This is a genomic window from Massilia sp. LXY-6 (assembly GCF_051233485.1).
Taxonomy (GTDB): Bacteria; Pseudomonadota; Gammaproteobacteria; order Burkholderiales; family Burkholderiaceae_D; genus Telluria.
In genome coordinates this window covers 127,967-145,278 of record NZ_JBKFGF010000003.1, presented here as the reverse complement: position 1 = coordinate 145,278, position 17,312 = coordinate 127,967, and the positions used below count along the sequence as shown (strand labels likewise).

19 protein-coding genes are annotated in these 17,312 nt (G+C 64.3%); all 19 read right to left on the bottom strand.

Annotation, left to right across the window (positions count from 1 at the left end; all coding sequences use genetic code 11):
- Positions 1–58: 58 nt before the first annotated feature.
- The 19 genes from ACI48D_RS02335 to nuoG all read right to left on the bottom strand — a co-directional run bounded on the left by ACI48D_RS02335 (position 59) and on the right by nuoG (position 17,303).
- Entirely contained in the window at positions 59–1,006 is a 948-nt protein-coding gene (locus tag ACI48D_RS02335) for an ion transporter (RefSeq protein ID WP_435569595.1), read from the bottom strand.
- Positions 1,007–1,022: 16 nt separating this feature from the next.
- Complete coding sequence (locus ACI48D_RS02330; protein ID WP_435569594.1) at positions 1,023–1,463, bottom strand: VOC family protein; 441 nt, start codon at positions 1,461–1,463, stop codon at positions 1,023–1,025.
- Positions 1,453–2,007, bottom strand: coding sequence for an NADPH-dependent FMN reductase (locus ACI48D_RS02325; RefSeq protein ID WP_435569593.1), 555 nt, complete (start codon positions 2,005–2,007; stop codon positions 1,453–1,455). Before ACI48D_RS02325 ends, ACI48D_RS02330 begins: the two co-directional genes overlap by 11 nt.
- A 67-nt stretch (positions 2,008–2,074) precedes the next feature.
- The gene (locus tag ACI48D_RS02320) at positions 2,075–2,482 is read right to left on the bottom strand and encodes a TerB family tellurite resistance protein (protein ID WP_435569592.1); all 408 of its coding nucleotides are present in this window, start codon (positions 2,480–2,482) and stop codon (positions 2,075–2,077) included.
- Between the two features lie 112 nt (positions 2,483–2,594).
- Positions 2,595–2,903: a hypothetical protein gene (locus ACI48D_RS02315; protein WP_435569591.1), complete on the bottom strand. Its 309-nt coding sequence runs from the start codon at positions 2,901–2,903 to the stop codon at positions 2,595–2,597.
- Position 2,904: 1 nt separating this feature from the next.
- Positions 2,905–4,146 carry an MFS transporter gene (locus ACI48D_RS02310; protein WP_435569590.1) on the bottom strand — a complete coding sequence of 414 codons (1,242 nt, stop codon included), beginning with the start codon at positions 4,144–4,146 and terminating at the stop codon, positions 2,905–2,907.
- A 90-nt stretch (positions 4,147–4,236) separates the two neighbouring features.
- On the bottom strand, positions 4,237–4,749 hold the full coding sequence (ispF, locus tag ACI48D_RS02305; RefSeq protein ID WP_435569589.1) for a 2-C-methyl-D-erythritol 2,4-cyclodiphosphate synthase: 513 nt from the start codon (positions 4,747–4,749) through the stop codon (positions 4,237–4,239).
- Between the two features lie 5 nt (positions 4,750–4,754).
- On the bottom strand, positions 4,755–5,459 hold the full coding sequence (ispD, locus tag ACI48D_RS02300) for a 2-C-methyl-D-erythritol 4-phosphate cytidylyltransferase (RefSeq protein ID WP_435569588.1): 705 nt from the start codon (positions 5,457–5,459) through the stop codon (positions 4,755–4,757).
- 11 nt (positions 5,460–5,470) lie between these two features.
- Positions 5,471–6,196 carry a hypothetical protein gene (locus ACI48D_RS02295; RefSeq protein WP_435569587.1) on the bottom strand — a complete coding sequence of 242 codons (726 nt, stop codon included), beginning with the start codon at positions 6,194–6,196 and terminating at the stop codon, positions 5,471–5,473.
- Between the two features lies 1 nt (position 6,197).
- Positions 6,198–6,755, bottom strand: coding sequence for an NUDIX domain-containing protein (locus ACI48D_RS02290; protein WP_435569586.1), 558 nt, complete (start codon positions 6,753–6,755; stop codon positions 6,198–6,200).
- A gap of 60 nt (positions 6,756–6,815) precedes the next feature.
- The gene (locus tag ACI48D_RS02285; protein WP_435569585.1) at positions 6,816–7,136 is read right to left on the bottom strand and encodes a DUF2818 family protein; all 321 of its coding nucleotides are present in this window, start codon (positions 7,134–7,136) and stop codon (positions 6,816–6,818) included.
- A gap of 6 nt (positions 7,137–7,142) precedes the next feature.
- A complete protein-coding gene (gene nuoN, locus ACI48D_RS02280) occupies positions 7,143–8,657 on the bottom strand; it encodes an NADH-quinone oxidoreductase subunit NuoN (RefSeq protein ID WP_435569584.1) in 1,515 nt (504 codons plus the stop codon).
- 6 nt (positions 8,658–8,663) lie between these two features.
- Complete coding sequence (locus tag ACI48D_RS02275; RefSeq protein WP_435569583.1) at positions 8,664–10,181, bottom strand: NADH-quinone oxidoreductase subunit M; 1,518 nt, start codon at positions 10,179–10,181, stop codon at positions 8,664–8,666.
- A gap of 17 nt (positions 10,182–10,198) precedes the next feature.
- Positions 10,199–12,310: an NADH-quinone oxidoreductase subunit L gene (nuoL, locus tag ACI48D_RS02270; protein WP_435569582.1), complete on the bottom strand. Its 2,112-nt coding sequence runs from the start codon at positions 12,308–12,310 to the stop codon at positions 10,199–10,201.
- Positions 12,311–12,356: 46 nt separating this feature from the next.
- Positions 12,357–12,665 (bottom strand): NADH-quinone oxidoreductase subunit NuoK, encoded by a 309-nt coding sequence (nuoK, locus tag ACI48D_RS02265; RefSeq protein WP_036168632.1) that lies wholly within the window; start codon positions 12,663–12,665, stop codon positions 12,357–12,359.
- Positions 12,662–13,339 (bottom strand): NADH-quinone oxidoreductase subunit J, encoded by a 678-nt coding sequence (locus ACI48D_RS02260; protein WP_435569581.1) that lies wholly within the window; start codon positions 13,337–13,339, stop codon positions 12,662–12,664. Before ACI48D_RS02260 ends, nuoK begins: the two co-directional genes overlap by 4 nt.
- Before the next feature lie 34 nt (positions 13,340–13,373).
- Complete coding sequence (nuoI, locus tag ACI48D_RS02255; protein WP_435569580.1) at positions 13,374–13,862, bottom strand: NADH-quinone oxidoreductase subunit NuoI; 489 nt, start codon at positions 13,860–13,862, stop codon at positions 13,374–13,376.
- Positions 13,863–13,874: 12 nt separating this feature from the next.
- Positions 13,875–14,957, bottom strand: coding sequence for an NADH-quinone oxidoreductase subunit NuoH (gene nuoH / locus ACI48D_RS02250; RefSeq protein ID WP_435569579.1), 1,083 nt, complete (start codon positions 14,955–14,957; stop codon positions 13,875–13,877).
- A gap of 3 nt (positions 14,958–14,960) precedes the next feature.
- A complete protein-coding gene (nuoG, locus tag ACI48D_RS02245; RefSeq protein WP_435569578.1) occupies positions 14,961–17,303 on the bottom strand; it encodes an NADH-quinone oxidoreductase subunit NuoG in 2,343 nt (780 codons plus the stop codon).
- Positions 17,304–17,312: the final 9 nt, after the last annotated feature.

The following is a 17,312-nucleotide window of genomic DNA, read 5'->3' as shown; positions in this document are numbered from 1 at the left end:
AGACTAAAGGTGTACCGTTACGTGCGTTTGATCTGTATTAAACGTGCCGGACTTGAAATCAGGGCGATGGGTCCGGTTGACCTTGCGGCGCAGGTGCCGCCACCGCCAGTGCCGCGCCGCAATCCTTGCAGAAGCGCGCACCCTGCTCGTGTCCGGCGCTGCCGCAGGCGGCGCAGCGGCCTGCGGCCACATTGCGTGGCCGCAGGCCGCTGCGGCGGTCGTTGCGCTTGGCCGCGATCTCGGCCGTCACGATCCCGGTCGGCACCGCCAGAATGCCCCAGCCCATCAGCATCATGAAGGAAGCGATCGCCTTGCCGAGGTGGGTGTGCGGCGTGATGTCGCCGTAGCCGACCGTGGTCATGGTCACGGTGGCCCAGTACATCGCGACGGGGATGCTGGTGTAGCCGTTCTTCGGCCCTTCGACCACGTACATGACGGTGCCGAGGATCAGGATCGCCATCAGCACCACCGACAGGAACACCATGATCTTGCGCCGGCTGGCCGACAGCGCCTCGCCCAGCCGCGTGTATTCCTCGATGTAGAGGGTGAGCTTGAAGATCCGGAATACGCGCAGCAGGCGCAGGATGCGGATGTCGAGCAACAGCTCGGTGCCCGGCACCATCAGGGAAAAATAACTCGGCAGCACGGCCAGCAGATCGATCAGGCCGTAGAAGCCGGTCGCATAGCGCCAGGGCCGCTGCACGCACACCAGGCGCGCCAGGTATTCGACGGTGAACAGCCCGGTGAACACCCATTCGGCGATGTTCAGGGCGTCGCCGTAGTCGTGGTGCAGGTCCGGCACGCTGTCCAGCACCACGACCAGGATGCTGAGCAGGATCGCGAACACCAGCGCGATGTCGAAGCGGCGCCCGGCCGTGGTGTCGGCCTCGAAGATGATGTCGTACAGGTGCCGCCGCAGGCCGGGCGGCGGCTTGCCGTAGGATACCGGGGCCTGGGGCACGTAGCCGCCGGCGGGACGGTCCTGGTTCCGGTCCGAAGCCTTCATCCGCACCCCTTGCGCATCAGGACGAAGGCGGTCCCTTCAGCTCGATCATATTGCCTTCAGGATCATGCAGGTAGATCGATGGTCCCTCCCCCTCGGCGCCGAAGCGCGATTCGACCGGCCCGGCATCGACCCCGTGCGCCGCCAGGTGGGCGCGGATCGCGGCCTCGTCGAAGGGTTCGACGCGGAAGCAGACGTGGTCGACGTTGCGCCGCTCGCGGCCCGGCGCCGCGCCGCCGATGCGGCCGAGCTTGCCGTCCACCGCCACCAGGTCCAGCATCGCGCTGCCGGCACGCAATTGCACCAGCCCGATCTCGGCCTGGCGCCGCACTTCCGCGCAGCCGAGCACCTCGCCGTAGAAGCGCTGCATGCGCGCCAGGTCGCTCACGCGCAGCACCACGTGGTCGATCTCGCGGATCGCGATCGGCCCGCGCGCAGCGGACGCCCCCTCAGTCGGCATGGCGCTCGACCCAGGTGGCGAAGCATTCCATGAACTGCTGCAGGAAGCCGTTCAGCGATTCGTCGGTGAGCTTGTCGCCGTCGAACTTGCTGCCGATCCCGCCGATATAGGCCTCGGGCGACTGCATGCAAGGCATGTTGAGGAACACCAGGCACTGGCGCACCGCGTGGTTGGCGCCGAAGCCGCCCAGCGCGCCCGGCGAATTGCTGACCACGGCGGCGGGCTTGCCGTTCCAGGCCGCCTGGCCGTAGGGGCGCGAGCCGACGTCGATCGCGTTCTTCAGCACCCCGGGCAGCGAGCGGTTGTACTCGGGCGTGCAGAACAGCACGCCGTCGACCTCGCGAATGCGGTCGCGGAACTCGGTCCAGGCCGGCGGTGGCGACTCGGTCTCCTCATCCTGGTTGTACATCGGCAGCTGGGAGATGTCGACGATCTCCAGCTCCAGCGTGGGCGGGGCAATCAGCATCAGCTGCTTGGCCAGCTTGCGGGTGAACGATTCCTTGCGGAGGCTGCCTACGAGTACTGCGATCTTTCGCGTTGCCATGGGCTTCCTTTCGGCTGTTAAAGATATAGCTTTCGCACAAAGTGTAGCGGCTTTTTCAAGCCCGTGTTCAAGCGGCATGCACGCGTCGCTGCGGGCCGGACCACAGCTTGAATGCGCGCTCGATCAACAGCGTCTCGCGGGCGTCCAGCACGCTGTCGGCGTGGACAATGTCGAGCATCGTGTTCATGACCGACATGCGCAGGGCCTGGTCCTCGACTTCGCCCAGCAGGGCATCGAGCAGGTGGGTGTCGATCTCGACCTCGGCGCTGCAGCGCCGCGCGGCGCTGGCGAGCAGGTCTTCGCACAGGTCCTGGACCACAAGGTCGAATTCGTCCTCGTCGAGCGCGGTCTGCGGCGGCACGGCCGAACGGCGCATTGCCTTCAGCTCCGACGGAGCAAGATGACCGTCGACGATCATGGTCAGGGCCAGCAGCCTCGACACTGCTTTGGCGCTGTTGGTGGGATAGGAACGCATGTCGGAAACTCCTCAAATGGTGGAGGTATCAGACTAAGGCCTTCAGCGCGAAAGTAAAATCGAATAAACCCTGATGATTACTCTGGTTTTTTCGAAGAAACATTGAGAACGCTCAAATACGCCGGCGCCGGTACTCGTCCAGGAAGCTCGCCGCTTCCTTGTCATCCAGTAGCTTCACCGCATCCCCATGGTGCGCATACAGGTAAGGCGCCCCGCCCGCCCGGTCGGTCAGCTTGGCGCGGATCAGGAAGCGCGTCCCGGGCGGATACAGCGCGGGGTCGCGCATGGCCCGGGAGCACTGCACGCGCATCGAGGTGGCGTAGGCCTGCCCCGCCATCGGCTTGATGCGCAATCCGCCGCTGCGCGGGTCCTGCTCGGATTCGACCGCGACCTCGCGGTAGGCCCAGGGGTCGCGCGCCATCTCAGGCTTCCGCCGCGGCGGCGGCGCGGGTCGCCGCGTGCACCGGCGCTTCGCGGATCGGCAGGTTGACCAGCGCCGCGGCCAGCGCCAGCAGGATGTCGGCGTACCACATCCAGGAATAATCGCCGAAGTGGACGAAGGACAGTCCGCCCAGCCAGGCGCCGAAGAAGCCGCCAACCTGATGCGACAGCAGGGTCAGGCCGAACAGCGTCGACAGGTAGCGGGTGCCGAACAGCTTGCCGACCAGGCCTGCCGTCGGCGGCACCGTCGCCAGCCAGGAAAAGCCGAGCGCGGCGGCGAAGATGTAGAAGGTCAGCGCGGTCTTCGGCGCCAGCAGGTAGAGGCCGATGATCACGGCGCGGCCGGCGTAGATGGCGGTCAGCAGCCACTTCATGCGGTAACGCTGGCCGAGCGCGCCCGCGACCAGCGAGCCGGCGATGTTGAACAGGCCGATCAGCCCCAGCGCCGTGGCGGACACGCCGGCCGGCAGGCCGCACAGCGCGACCTCGCCCGGCAGGTGGGTGACCAGGAAGGCGATGTGGAAGCCGCAGGTGAAGAAGCCGGCGTGCAGGTAGAGGTAGCTCTTGTCGCGCAGCGCCGCGCGCACCTGGCGGCCGAGGGTGAACTCGTCGACGGCGGCGGCCGCCGCGGTCGACGGTGCTTGCCGGCCGCGCATGAGGAAGGCCAGCGGGATGGTCAGCAGCGTGGTCGCCGCCAGCGACATCATGGCCACCACCCAGCCGCTGGCCTGGATCACGGCCTGCACCAGCGGCGAGAACACGAACTGGCCGAACGAACCGCCGGCATTGATGAAGCCGGCGGCGAAGGGACGGCGCTCGGCCGGCAGTCGCTGGGCGGTGGCGCCGATCAGGATCGAGAAGCTGCCGGCGCCGGCGCCGGCGGCCGACAGCACGCCGAGGGTCAGCATCAGCCCCCACTGCGAAGAGACGAAGGGCGTGGCCGCCAGGCCGAGCGCCAGCATCGCGCCGCCCACCACGATCACGCGCGCGGGTCCCCATTTGTCGGCCACCGCGCCGAAGATCGGCTGCGAGGCGCCCCACATGAACTGGCCGACCGCCATCGCGAAGCTGATCGAGGCGACGCCGAGTCCGGTCGAAGTATTGATCGGCGAGAGGAACAGGCCGGTGGTCAGGCGCGCCGCCATCGTGATCATCAGGATCGCGCTGGCGGACAGGATCAGGAGCCAGGCGGCGCGCGGACTCATCGCGGTGTCGGTGGTCATCTTGCTTCCCTTGTTGTCTTTATTGCCGACAGTGTCGCATGGCGCACGGGAAGCTGCAGGTGACTACCAAAAAACGACGGAGTAAACCGGTCAGCCTTGTGCGCGCACCAGCAGCGCAGTCGCCTGCGCCGCCATCCCTTCTTCGCGGCCGAGGAAGCCGAGCTTCTCGTTGGTCTTGGCCTTGATGTTCACCTGCTGCGGCGAGACGCCGAGGTCCTCGGCAATGCGCGACACCATCTGCGGGATGTGCGGCGCCATTTTTGGCTGCTGGGCGATGATGGTGGCGTCGATGTTGCCGATCGTGTAGCCGGTGGCGACCACGCGCGAGGCGACTTCGCGCAGCAGGGTGCGCGAGTCGGCGCCGGCGAACATCGGGTCGGTGTCCGGGAAGTGCTTGCCGATGTCGCCGAGGGTGGCGGCACCCAGCAGCGAGTCGATGATGGCGTGCAGCAGCACGTCGGCATCCGAGTGGCCGAGCAGGCCGAGGCGGTGCGGGATGGTGACGCCGCCGACGATCAGCTTGCGGCCTTCGACCAGGGCGTGGCAGTCATAGCCGGTCCCGATGCGGAACGGCGGAGTTGGGTTATACGATGCAAGGGCCATGGCGTTTACACGAGTTCGGGTTGGGACACTGCCAGGTACAACTCGGCAATCCGGATGTCGTCCGGCAGCGTCACTTTCAGGTTGCGGGGATGTCCTTCGACTAACTTGGGGGTCAATCCCAGGGCTTCAACCGCGCTGGCGTCATCGGTAATCGAGTTCGGATCGGTCGCTGCCGTCAGCGCTTCGCGCAGCAGGCGGTAGCGGAACATCTGCGGCGTCTGCGCCAGCCACAGGCCGTTGCGCGGGATGGTGCCGCAGGCTTCGCCCTCGATGCAGCGCTTGACCGTGTCGACCACCGGCAGGCCCAGCAGGCCGCCGACCGGGTGTTCCCCGGTCGCGCTGATCAGTTTCTCGATCAGCGCGGCGGTCAGGCCGGGACGGGCGGCATCGTGCACCAGCACCCAGTCGGTCGGCGCCAGCGTATTCGCCAGCACGGCCAGGCCGTTGCGCACCGACTCCATGCGGCTCGCGCCACCGCAGCGCAGCACCGTCACGCCGTGGTTCGGGGCGACCGCGTCGATATACGGATCGTCCGGGCTCACCACCACGAAGGTATGCGCGATCAGGTCGCTCGACTGGAAGGCGTCGAGGGTGTGGCGAAGCATCGGCTTGCCGCCGATCTTCAGGTACTGCTTGGGGCTGCCCGCGCCCATGCGCGCGCCGACGCCCGCGGCGGGAATTAAGGCAAAGTAACGTGGTGCTTGATTCATTTATGAGCTTGTTATGAACGGGATCGTCTTGTCGATCCAATAAGAGACTGTACCTCACCTTCGCAAACTTTGCTGAGACGCGCGTACTCTCCCGGGCTGTCGATACTCGCCTGCAGCGCCTTGGCTTTCCCCATCTCGCCCTTGATGAAGGGCATCCAGCGTCCGTCGAGTTCGGCCTGCACGCGCGCCAGCGCCTGGCCCTGCGGCGCGAGCACGGGACGGCCATCGAAACGGCTCGCCAGCGAAGCGCGCACCTTGCTTTCCACTTTCGGCAGGTACTCGACATAGGCTTTGAGATGGCGCATCTCATGCGCAAGTATCTCGCGGTACGCGCAGGTGCCCGGCGCGAACTCGCTGCCGACATAGACCACGATCGGCAGGTAGGACAGGCTCACCGCCACCTGCGGCAACATGCATTCCACGCCGCTGTCCGCGTCGGCGGCGATGCTGCCTTCGACGCTGATCGCCACCCGCGACTCGGCGCGCGTGAGGCCCAGCACGACGTCGCCGGCGTGCTCGCGCTTGATCCGCGTGAGGGCGCGGTAGGACAGGCTGTTGTCGACGCGGTAGCCGGCGTCATGCGCCTCGACGCGGACCGCGGGGCGCCGGCCGGCGCCGTCGAGGCCGGCTTCGCAGCGCGCCTCGAGCGGCGTGGCGGCCGCCGTCCCCGCCGCCATCAGCAGGCAGAGGGGCAGGCTCAGCCCGAGCAGCGGCCACAGCGGCACCGAGGTCGGCATCTCAGGTGGGAGTCCAGGTACCGGCGGCGAATTTCTCGAGCCAGAAGCTGCCGATGATGGTCTTCACGTCGGTGATCTCGCCGCGCCGCACCATCTCCAGCAGTTCGGGGATGGTGGCCGTGAAGAGCTCGAGGAACTCGCCGTCGTCCAGCTTGGCTTCGCCCTGGGTCAGGTCGCGCGCCAGGAAGATGTCGAGGTGTTCGTCCGAATACGCGATCGCGTTGTGGATGGTGCAGACGAAGTGCCACTCCGTGGCGGTGTAGCCGGTTTCCTCTTCGAGTTCGCGCTTGGCGGTGGCCAGCGCTTCCTCGCCGGGATCGATCTTCCCGGCCGGGAACTCGATGAAGACGCGGTCGTTCGGATAGCGGAACTGGCGCTCCAGCAGCACGCGGCCATCGGACAGCAGCGGCAGGATCACGACCGCGCCGGGGTGGCGGATGAATTCGCGCTGGCTCTCGGAGCCGTCGGGCAGCTTGATGCGGTCGCGCGTGACTTTGAGGAAGTGGCCATCGTAGGCCAGTTCGCCGTCGATGCGGGTTTCTCTCAGGTGGGAATCCATGGTTGATGCTCCGGTGTTACTTCATTATTCGACAGGCACCGGCGCCATGGACGCGGGTGCTCAGTTCCGGCGCTTGCGCAGGTATCGTAAAACGAAACCCGGAAAGGCCAGCACGACAAACATGCAAGCCGTGATTGCATAGAATTCCCAGGTTTGGGGGAACGCGTTACCGATCCGGGATTCGAGCAAATGGGCGAGTCCGCCGACGACGAAGTATAAAACAAACAACTCGAGAAGGCGCACGCCGAACAACTTCGTGTGCGCCCTGCCCTGCGCTGGCTTCATGGGAATGAAGCCGAACACGCTCTCGTTCAGGAAAGGCAGGTTGGCGAACGCGATCGCGACCGCGATCACCAACCAGGTTGCCAGGGACAGGTCCACAGGCTGTTACGAACCCAGGGTCTGGGTCATGGCGCTCAGGCAAGCCTGCAGCAGTGCGCCCGGCATCACGCCCAGCACCACCACCAGCACGCCGTTCAGCGACAGTGCCACGCGCATGTCGAGCGGGGTCACGATCGGCGAGGCATCCGCTACGGCGTCGAACCAGATGGTCTTCACCACGCGCAGGTAGTAGAAGGCGCCGATCAGCGAGAACATGACGGCGACGATCGCCAGCCAGTACTGGCCGGTCGCGACCACTGACTGCAGGACCGCCCACTTTGCCATGAAGCCCATCATCGGCGGCACCCCGGCCAGCGAGAACATCAGGACGGTCATGACCACGGCGTACCACGGGCTGCGCTTGGCCAGGCCCTTGAAGTCGGAGATTTCTTCCGCTTCGAAGCCCGAGCGCGCCAGCATCATCACCAGGCCGAAGCTGCCTAGGGTGGTCAGCACGTAGGTGATGGTGTAGTACATCGCGGCGCTGTAGGCCGGGGCCGCGTTGGCGGCGCTGCCGTTGGTCACGCCGGCCATCATGCCGAGCAGGACGAAGCCGAGCTGGGCGATGGTCGAGTAAGCCAGCATGCGCTTGATGTTCGACTGGGAGATCGCGGTCAGGTTACCCACGGCCAGCGACAGCACGGCCAGCGCCAGCAGCATCTGCTGCCAGTCGAAGGCCATCGGCAGCAGGCCTTCGACCAGGATGCGGATCATCATCGCGAACGAGGCCAGCTTCGGCGCGGCACCCAGCAGCAGGGTCACGCCGGTCGGCGAGCCCTGGTAGACGTCCGGCACCCACATGTGGAACGGCACGGCGCCCAGCTTGAAGGCCATGCCGGCGACCACGAACACCAGGCCGAACACCAGGATGGTGTGGTTGGCGGCGTTGGCGGCGGTCAGCTTGGCGATCGTGGTGATGTCCAGCGAACCGGTGGCACCGTAGATCATCGAGATACCGTAGAGCATGAAGCCCGAGGCCAGCGAACCCAGGATGAAGTACTTCATCGCGGCTTCGGTCGAGGTCGCGTGGTCGCGGCGCATTGCCACCAGCGCATACAGCGACAGCGACATCAGTTCCAGGCCCAGGTAGATCGGCAGCATGTTGTTGCCGGAGATCATGATCATCTGACCCAGCATGGTGAACAGCGCGAGCACGTAGAACTCGCCGCCCATGTTACCGGACATCATGCCGCGGTCGCCGGAGTACTGGCGCGAGTACACCAGGGTGATGCCGACGGCCAGGTAGGTGAACAGCTTCAGCAGGTTCGCCATCGGGTCCGACACGAACATGTTGAAGAAGGTGTAGGTCGTGGTGCCGGCATTGAAGTCGGCATACGTGATCACCGCGCAGCCCACCAGGGTGAGCAGCGACAGGACGTAGGTGATGTTCCGCTTCCCTTCCTTCAGGAACATGTCGATCAGGAGGATCGCGCAGGACGCGATCACTAGGAAGATTTCCGCGGACAGCGGCGCCATGTTAATGGACGCCACCGAGACAGTAGTGTTAATCATCGGATTCATATCTGTTTAGTTTCCGGCTAAATGCGCCACCGGCAGTTTGCTGACCGACACGTGCTGCAGCAGGTCGGCCACCGAGACTTGCATCGAATCGGTGAACGGTGCCGGATACAGGCCCATGTAGATGGTCAGGATCGCCAGCACGCCCAGCATGAAGAATTCACGGCCGTTCAGGTCGGTCAGTTCGGCCACGTGCTTGTTGCCGATCTTGCCGAACACGACGCGCTTGACCATCCACAGCGAGTAGGCGGCGCCCAGGATCAGAGCGGTGGCGGCCAGCAGGCCGGTCCAGAAGTTGAACTGCACCGCGCCCAGGATCACCATGAATTCGCCCACGAAGCCCGAGGTCGCCGGCAGGCCGCAGTTGGCCATCGCGAACAGGACCGAGAAGGCGGCGAACTTCGGCATGCGGTTCACGACGCCACCGTAGTCGGCGATTTCACGCGAGTGCATGCGGTCGTACAGCACGCCGATGCACAGGAACATGGCGCCCGACACGAAGCCGTGCGAGACCATCTGGACGATACCGCCCTGCACGCCGATCTCGTTGAAGATGAAGAAGCCGAGGGTGACGAAGCCCATGTGGGCGATCGACGAATAGGCCACCAGTTTCTTCATGTCCTTCTGGACCATCGCCACCAGGCCGATGTAGATCACGGCGGTCAGGGACAGCACGATGATCAGCGGCGCCAGGTAGTGCGAGGCGTCCGGGGCGATCGGCAGCGAGAACCGCAGGAAGCCGTAGCCGCCCAGCTTCAGCATGATCGCGGCCAGCACCACCGAACCGCCGGTCGGCGCTTCCACGTGGGCGTCCGGCAGCCAGGTGTGCACCGGGAACATCGGGACCTTGACGGCGAAGGCCATCAGGAAGGCCAGGAAGATCAGGACCTGTTCCTTCATGGTGAGCTTTTGCGCGTGCCATGCCAGGATGTCGAACGAGCCGCCCGAACGGTTGTACAGGTAAATGATCGCGATCAGGGTCAGCAGCGAACCCATGAAGGTGTACAGGAAGAACTTGAATGCCGCGTACACACGGTTCGGGCCGCCGAACACGCCGATGATGATGAACATCGGGATCAGGGTAGCTTCGAAGAAGAAGTAGAACAGCAGGCCGTCGAGCGCGACGAACACGCCGATCATCAGGCCCGACAGCATCAGGAAGGAGCCCATGTACTGGGCGACGCGTTCCTCGATCACTTGCCAGGCGGAGATCACCACGATGATGGTGATGAAGGCGGTCAGCGGCACGAACCAGAGGCTCAGGCCGTCGATGCCCAGGTAGTAGTTGATGTTGAAGCGAGCGATCCAGGCCGCCTTTTCGACGAATTGGGGGCCATGGGCGGTATTGCTGAAGCTCGACATCAGCGGGATGGTCGGCAGGAAGCTGACCACCGCGCCGATCAGCGACAGCACGCGGGTGAAGCCCGCCTTGCTGTCACGGCCGACGGCCAGCACGATCACACCGAAAATGATCGGAAGCCAGACCGAGAGGCTGAGATACGGGTAGGAGGAAATCGTGGACTGCATCTTGTTTTTCTCTCTGATTAAGCGTGCCAGAACGGGAAGAAGTACAGCAGCGTACCCAGCACGCCCAGGATCATCACGAACGCATAGTGGTAGATGTAACCAGTCTGGAACGTACGAACGACGGTCGAGAACCAGCCCACCAGCTTGGCGGAACCGTTGACGACCAGGCCGTCGATCAGGACGCGGTCACCCACCTGCCACAAGGCCTTGCCCACGCCGCGTGCGCCGCCGGCGAAGACCACCTCGTTGAACTTGTCCATGTAGTACTTGTTGTCCAGCAGAGTGTGGATCGGACGCAGCTTGGCATAGAACCAGGCCGGCACGCGCGGATTGATCATGTAGCAGTAGTAGGCGGCAACGACACCGGCCAGGGCCAGCCAGAACGGCAGCGCGGTGAAGCCGTGCAGGCCCATCGCCAGGGCACCGTGGAACTCCTTGCCCATCTCTTCGATCGCCGGGTGGTTCTCGCCGATGAAGATGACGTTCTTGAAGAAGCCACCGTACAGCATCGGCTCGATCGCGAAGAAACCGATGATGACCGACGGGATCGCCAGCAGGATCAGCGGCAGGGTCACGACCAGCGGCGACTCGTGCGGCTTCTGGCCCGGGGCCAGGCCGTGGTGGCCGTGGTCGTCTTCCTCTTCCTCGTGGTGCGCATCCGAATCGTGCAGCGCGTGCGGATCCTTGCCTTCGCCGTTGTGGGCGTGGTCGTCATGGTGAGCATGGCCGTGGTCATGCGCATGCGCCTTGCCGAAACGCTCTTCACCGTGGAACACCAGGAAGTACATGCGGAAGGAGTAGAAGGCGGTGATGAACACGCCGGCCACGACCGCGAAGTAGGCGAAGCCCGAACCCCACAGGTGGGACTCGTGCACGGCCTCGATGATCGAGTCCTTCGAGTAGTAGCCCGCGAAGAACGGGGTACCGATCAGGGCCAGCGAGCCGAGCAGCGAGGTGATCCAGGTGATCGGCATGTACTTGCGTAGGCCGCCCATGTTGCGCATGTCCTGGTCGTGGTGCATACCGATGATGACCGAACCGGCGCCGAGGAACAGCAGGGCCTTGAAGAAGGCGTGGGTCATCAGGTGGAACACGGCCACGTTATACGCCGACACGCCCAAGGCGACGGTCATGTAGCCCAGCTGTGACAGGGTCGAGTAAGCGACCACGCGCTTGATGTCGTTCTGGATGATGCCCAGGAAGCCCATGAACAGCGCGGTGATCGAACCGATCACGATGATGAAGGACAGCGCGGTGTCCGACAGCTCGAACAGCGGCGACATGCGCGTCACCATGAAGATACCGGCGGTCACCATGGTGGCCGCGTGGATCAGTGCCGAGATCGGGGTCGGGCCTTCCATCGAGTCCGGCAGCCAGACGTGCAGCGGGAACTGCGCCGACTTGCCCATCGCGCCGATGAACAGGCAGATGCAGGCGGCGGTCAGCAGCGGCCAGGTGGTGCCCGGCACGGTCATCGCGGACAGCGCGCCGGCCTTGGCGAAGGTCTCGCCGTAGTTCATCGTGCCGGTCGCGGCCAGCAGCAGGCCGATACCCAGGATGAAGCCGAAGTCGCCGACGCGGTTGACCAGGAAGGCCTTCATGTTCGCGAAGATCGCCGTCGGACGGGTGTACCAGAAGCCGATCAGCAGGTACGAGACCAGGCCCACCGCTTCCCAGCCGAAGAACAGCTGCAGGAAGTTGTTGGACATGACCAGCATCAGCATCGAGAAGGTGAACAGCGAGATGTACGAGAAGAAGCGGTTGTAGCCTTCATCCTCGGCCATGTAGCCGATCGTGTAGATGTGGACCATCAGCGACACCGAGGTCACCACGCACATCATCATTGCGGACAGCGCGTCGATCTGGAAGCCGACCGTCATCTTCATGCTGCCGATGGTCATCCAGGTGTAGACGTCGCCGTTGAAGGTAGCGCCGTCCAGCACGTTCATCAGCGTCATGATCGAGATGACCATGGCGATGAAGACGCCCGCGATGGTCGCGGTATGCGACACCTTGCGGCCGACGACGTTCCCGAAGAACTTGGTGCCGAGCAGGCCGGCGATCGCCGAGCCCGCGAGTGGTGCGAGTGGCACCACCAGCAAGAGGTTAGGGTTAATTTGCCCCGCCATATTGAACCTTATGTCTTATTTATCGAGGAGTTGACAGACAAACCGCTTAGCCCTTCAGGCTGTCGAGGTCTTCCACGTTGATCGTGTCCAGGTTACGGAACAGGACCACCAGGATCGCCAGGCCGATCGCCGATTCGGCGGCCGCGACAGTCAGGATGAAGAACACGAAGATCTGCCCGGCCGCGTCGCCCAGATAATGCGAGAACGCAACAAAGTTCAGGTTCACTGCCAGCAGCATCAGTTCGATGGCCATCAGCAGGATGATGATGTTCTTCCGGTTCAGGAAAATACCGACCACCGAGATCGCGAACAGGATCGCGCCCAGGATCAGGTAATGAGCGAGCGATAAAGTCATGGGGTCTCCTTGGTGTTCGCTTCGGCCGCTTGGGCTTGCGCTGCTGCGGCGGCAACGGCTGCGGCATCGATCGCCTTCTGGTCGATTGCCTGCATCTTCACGATGCGCAGGCGGTCGTTACGCTTGACGCTGACGGCCAGGGCCGGGTCGATGGCTTTGGTGTCCTTGCGCTTGCGCAGGGTCAGCGCGACGGCGGCGATGATCGCCACCAGCAGGATCAGGCCGGCGATCTCGAAGCCGTAGATGTACTGGGTATAGATCAGCTTGCCCAGCTCCTTGGTGCCGCCGATGTGGCCGACGGCGGACTCGAGCGGTGCTTCGGCGGTGCCGAGGAAGCCGCGCCACAGGACGGCGGCCATCTCCAGCACGATCAGGGCGCCGATCGCCGAGGCGACCGGGAGATAGCCCCAGAAGCCTTCGCGCATGCGGTCGACGTTAATGTCGAGCATCATGACGACGAACAGGAACAGCACCATCACGGCGCCGACATAGACCAGCACCAGCACGATGGCGAGGAACTCGGCCTTCAGCAGCATCCAGATACCGGCGGCGTTGAAAAACGCGAGCACCAGGAACAGCGCGGCGTGAACCGGGTTCTTGGCGGTAATGACGCGTAACCCGGCGACGATCATGATCGCCGAGAACACGTAGAACAGAACAGTTGTGAATTCCATGACTTACGCAGGAGCCCTCTTGTTATTAGCGGGATTAACGATATTTGGCATCTGCTTCGCGAGCAGCTGCAATATCATTTTCGTAGCGGTCACCCACGGCCAGGAGCATCTCCTTGGTGTAGTACAGGTCGCCACGCTTTTCGCCGTGGTATTCCAGCACCTGGGTCTCGACGATCGAATCGACCGGGCAGGATTCTTCGCAGAAGCCGCAGAAGATGCACTTGGTCAGGTCGATGTCATAGCGCGTGGTGCGGCGGGTGCCGTCCTCGCGCTGTGCCGATTCGATCGTGATCGCCATTGCCGGGCATACCGCTTCGCACAGCTTGCAGGCGATGCAGCGCTCTTCCCCGTTGGGGTAGCGGCGCAGCGCGTGCAGGCCGCGGAAACGCGGCGAGATCGGGGTCTTTTCTTCCGGGTACTGCACGGTGATCTTGCGCGACAGCGCATACTTGCCGGTCAGGGCCAGGCCCTTGAATAGCTCGGTCAGCATCAGGCTGCCGAGGAAATCTTTTACTCGAGTCATTTCAGCGCTTCCTTACTTCCAAATGTTCCACGGCGTCTGCATCACGGCAGCGACCAGGACCAGCCATACCAGGGTGAGCGGGATGAACACTTTCCAGCCCAGGCGCATGATCTGGTCATAGCGGTAACGCGGGAAGGTACCGCGCACCCAGATGAACAGCGACACGACCAGGAAGGCCTTCGCGAACAGCCAGAAGAAGCCGCCCAGCGCGCCGAATTCCAGGAAGGAGAACGGAGCCGACCAGCCGCCCAGGAACATGATCGATGCCAGCGTCGCGACCAGGATCATGTTGGCGTATTCGGCCAGCATGAACATCGCGTACGACATGCCGGAGTACTCGACCATGTGGCCGGCCACGATTTCCGATTCGCCTTCCACCACGTCGAACGGGTGGCGGTTGCACTCGGCCAGGCCGGAGGTGAGATAGATGACGAACAGCGGCAGCAGCGGCAGCCAGTTCCACGACAGCAGGTTCAGGCCCATGCCGGCGAAGTGGCCGCGGGTCTGCGCACCGACGATGTCGGAAAAGTTCAGGCTGCCCGACACCATCAGGATCACGACCATCACGAAGCCCATCGGGATCTCGTACGAGATCATCTGGGCCGAGGCGCGCATCGCACCCATGAACGAATACTTCGAGTTCGACGCCCAGCCTGCGATGATGATGCCGTACACCTCCATCGAGGTGATCGCCAGCAGCAGCAACAGGCCGGCGTTGACGTTGGCCAGCGCCGCTTCCGGGCCGAAGGGAATCACCGACCAGGCAGCCAGCGCCGGCATGATGGTCATGATCGGGCCGATCACGAACAGCGACGAGTTGGCCTTGGCCGGGATCACGATTTCCTTGAGCAGCAGCTTGACGCCGTCGGCGAGCGGCTGCAGCAGCCCGATCGGACCGACGCGGTTCGGGCCGACGCGGATCTGGATCCAGCCGATCAGCTTGCGCTCCCACAGCGTCAGGTAAGCCACCAGGCCCATCAGCGGGGCGACGATGACGACGATCTTGAGCAGCGTCCAGGCAAAGGTCCAGACGGTCGGACCTACCAGGCTCTCGCCGCCTGTATAAAAACTATTGAGTACATCAGGCATCGACATTTTTTAAGCCTTTTCAATCGAAATCGGACCGAACATGGCGCCCAGCGACGAGGTCAGCTGGTGAGCGGCGGCCACGCGCACGACGTTCGCCGGCAGGCGCGCATCGATGGCGGCGACCAGGGTCGCACTGCCCTCCCCTTGCTGCACGGTCACCATGTCGCCGGCCTTCACGCCCAGCACCTCGGCCAGCTTGGCCGAAATGCTGGCCAGCGGGGCCTGGGCGTCGGCGGTGCGCAGCAGCGGCTCCGAACGGCGCGCGATGGCGTCGGCGAAGTAGATCGGCACGTCGGCCAGGCGCTCCAGCTTGAGCTCGCCTTCCTTCGGCACGGCATACCTGGCCGCGGTCGGCGCCAGCCTGGCGACGTTGTTCAGCTTGCTAGAGAGGGAGGTAGCGCCCTTGCCCAGCGCTTCGTCGCGGATCGATTCCGAATTCTCGTAATCGAAGCCCGACAAGCCCAGCAGGTTGCCCAGCACGCGCAGCACTTTCCAGGCCGGACGGGTCTCGCCCAGCGGCTTGACGGTGCCGTTGAAGCTCTGTGCACGGCCTTCGCAGTTGACGAAGGTACCGGCGGTCTCGCTGAACGGCGCGATCGGCAGCAGCACGTCGGCGTAGTCCATGCCGTGCTTGAAGGCCGACATCGCGACGACCATCTCGGCGCCGGCAAGGGCACGGATGGCTTGCTGCGGGTTGGCGGCATCCAGTTCCGGCTCGGCGTTCAGCAGCACGTAGGCTTTCTTCGGCTGCGCGAACAGGTTCGCCGCGTTGTTCGAGACAGCATTCACGAGGTAGCCGCCGACGGTGTTGGCGGCGTCGACGAAGTAGCCGAACTTGGCGCCGGTCTGCTCGGCGATCCACTGGGCGACGGCATGCAGCTGCGATGCTTGCGGATGCTGTGCGGCGGCGTTACCCAGCAGGACGGCGCCCGGCAGATCCGCGGCGTTCTCGACCACCAGCGTCGCGGCGATGGCTTTTGCAACGTCGGAAGCATCGATGCCTTCGAAGCCGGCCGGGGCTGCGATGCTCTTGGCGGCGGCGACGGCGACGGCGATATCCGACAGCGCGGCCAGCCAGTCCGACGGGGCGGCGATGATGCGGCCGTTGGTCGGGATCAGGTTGTCGTCGTCCGCACCGTGGACGATCGACAGCTTGGCGCCCGACTTGACGGCGGCGCGCAGGCGGGTCGCGGCCAGCGGGTGGTCCTTGCGCAGGAAGGAGCCGACGACCAGCACGCGCTTGAGCGTCGACAGCTCGGCGATCGGCATCCCCAGGTGCGGGATGACGGCGCCGTCCAGCGCGAAGTCGCTCTGGCGCAGGCGGAAGTCGACGTTCTCGATGCCGAAGCCGCGCATGGCTTTCTGCAGCAGGTACAGTTCTTCGACGGTCGAGTGCGGCGTGGCGACGGCGGCGATGCTGTCGGCGCCGTGCTCGTGGCGGATGTTACGCAGGCCGTGGGCCACGTATTCCAGCGCGGTCTGCCAGTCGGTGTCGATCCACTTGCCGTCCTGCTTGATCATCGGATTGACCAGGCGATCGGCGTTGTCCAGCGACTCGTACGCGAAGCGGTCCTTGTCCGACAGCCAGCATTCGTTGACGTGTTCGTTCTCCAGCGGCAGCACGCGCATCACCTTGCCGCCCTTGACCTGGACGATCAGGTTGGTGCCGAGCGAGTCGTGCGGGGAGATCGAGCGGCGGCGCTGCAGTTCCCACGGACGTGCCGAGTAGCGGAACGGTTTCGACGTCAACGCACCCACCGGGCACAGGTCGATCATGTTGCCCGACACTTCGGAGTCGACGGTCTTGCCGACGAAGGTGGTGATCTCCGAGTGCTCGCCGCGGCCGACCATGCCGAATTCCATCACGCCGGCCACTTCCTGGCCGAAGCGCACGCAACGGGTGCACTGGATGCAGCGGCTCATCTCTTCCATCGAGATCAGCGGACCGGCTTCCTTCGGGGTCACGACGCGCTTTTCTTCGCTGTAGCGCGAGCCGCTCTTGCCGTAGCCGACCGCGAGGTCCTGCAGCTGGCATTCGCCGCCCTGGTCGCAGATCGGGCAATCCAGCGGGTGGTTAATGAGGAGGAACTCCATCACCGACTTCTGTGCCTGCACCGCCTTGTCGCTGTGGGTGCGCACGATCATGCCGGGCGAGACCGGGGTCGCGCAGGCCGGCATCGGCTTCGGTGCCTTTTCCACTTCCACCAGACACATGCGGCAGTTCGCTGCGATCGACAGTTTCTTGTGATAGCAGAAGTGCGGGATGTAGGTTCCCAGTTTGTTCGCGGCGTCCATCACCATGGAACCTGGCGGGACTTCTACTTTCTTGCCGTCTAATTCAATTTCAACCATTTGATCGTT

Bases quoted from the DNA above. Each gene is read 5' to 3' on its own strand.
- ACI48D_RS02335 (WP_435569595.1), bottom strand. From the start codon at position 1,006: ATGAAGGCTTCGGACCGGAACCAGGACCGTCCCGCCGGCGGCTACGTG.
- ACI48D_RS02330 (WP_435569594.1), bottom strand. From the start codon at position 1,463: ATGCCGACTGAGGGGGCGTCCGCTGCGCGCGGGCCGATCGCGATCCGC.
- ACI48D_RS02325 (WP_435569593.1), bottom strand. From the start codon at position 2,007: ATGGCAACGCGAAAGATCGCAGTACTCGTAGGCAGCCTCCGCAAGGAA.
- ACI48D_RS02320 (WP_435569592.1), bottom strand. From the start codon at position 2,482: ATGCGTTCCTATCCCACCAACAGCGCCAAAGCAGTGTCGAGGCTGCTG.
- ACI48D_RS02315 (WP_435569591.1), bottom strand. From the start codon at position 2,903: ATGGCGCGCGACCCCTGGGCCTACCGCGAGGTCGCGGTCGAATCCGAG.
- ACI48D_RS02310 (WP_435569590.1), bottom strand. From the start codon at position 4,146: ATGACCACCGACACCGCGATGAGTCCGCGCGCCGCCTGGCTCCTGATC.
- ispF (WP_435569589.1), bottom strand. From the start codon at position 4,749: ATGGCCCTTGCATCGTATAACCCAACTCCGCCGTTCCGCATCGGGACC.
- ispD (WP_435569588.1), bottom strand. From the start codon at position 5,459: ATGAATCAAGCACCACGTTACTTTGCCTTAATTCCCGCCGCGGGCGTC.
- ACI48D_RS02295 (WP_435569587.1), bottom strand. From the start codon at position 6,196: ATGCCGACCTCGGTGCCGCTGTGGCCGCTGCTCGGGCTGAGCCTGCCC.
- ACI48D_RS02290 (WP_435569586.1), bottom strand. From the start codon at position 6,755: ATGGATTCCCACCTGAGAGAAACCCGCATCGACGGCGAACTGGCCTAC.
- nuoN (WP_435569584.1), bottom strand. From the start codon at position 8,657: ATGAATCCGATGATTAACACTACTGTCTCGGTGGCGTCCATTAACATG.
- ACI48D_RS02275 (WP_435569583.1), bottom strand. From the start codon at position 10,181: ATGCAGTCCACGATTTCCTCCTACCCGTATCTCAGCCTCTCGGTCTGG.
- nuoL (WP_435569582.1), bottom strand. From the start codon at position 12,310: ATGGCGGGGCAAATTAACCCTAACCTCTTGCTGGTGGTGCCACTCGCA.
- nuoK (WP_036168632.1), bottom strand. From the start codon at position 12,665: ATGACTTTATCGCTCGCTCATTACCTGATCCTGGGCGCGATCCTGTTC.
- ACI48D_RS02260 (WP_435569581.1), bottom strand. From the start codon at position 13,339: ATGGAATTCACAACTGTTCTGTTCTACGTGTTCTCGGCGATCATGATC.
- nuoI (WP_435569580.1), bottom strand. From the start codon at position 13,862: ATGACTCGAGTAAAAGATTTCCTCGGCAGCCTGATGCTGACCGAGCTA.
- nuoH (WP_435569579.1), bottom strand. From the start codon at position 14,957: ATGTCGATGCCTGATGTACTCAATAGTTTTTATACAGGCGGCGAGAGC.
- nuoG (WP_435569578.1), bottom strand. From the start codon at position 17,303: ATGGTTGAAATTGAATTAGACGGCAAGAAAGTAGAAGTCCCGCCAGGT.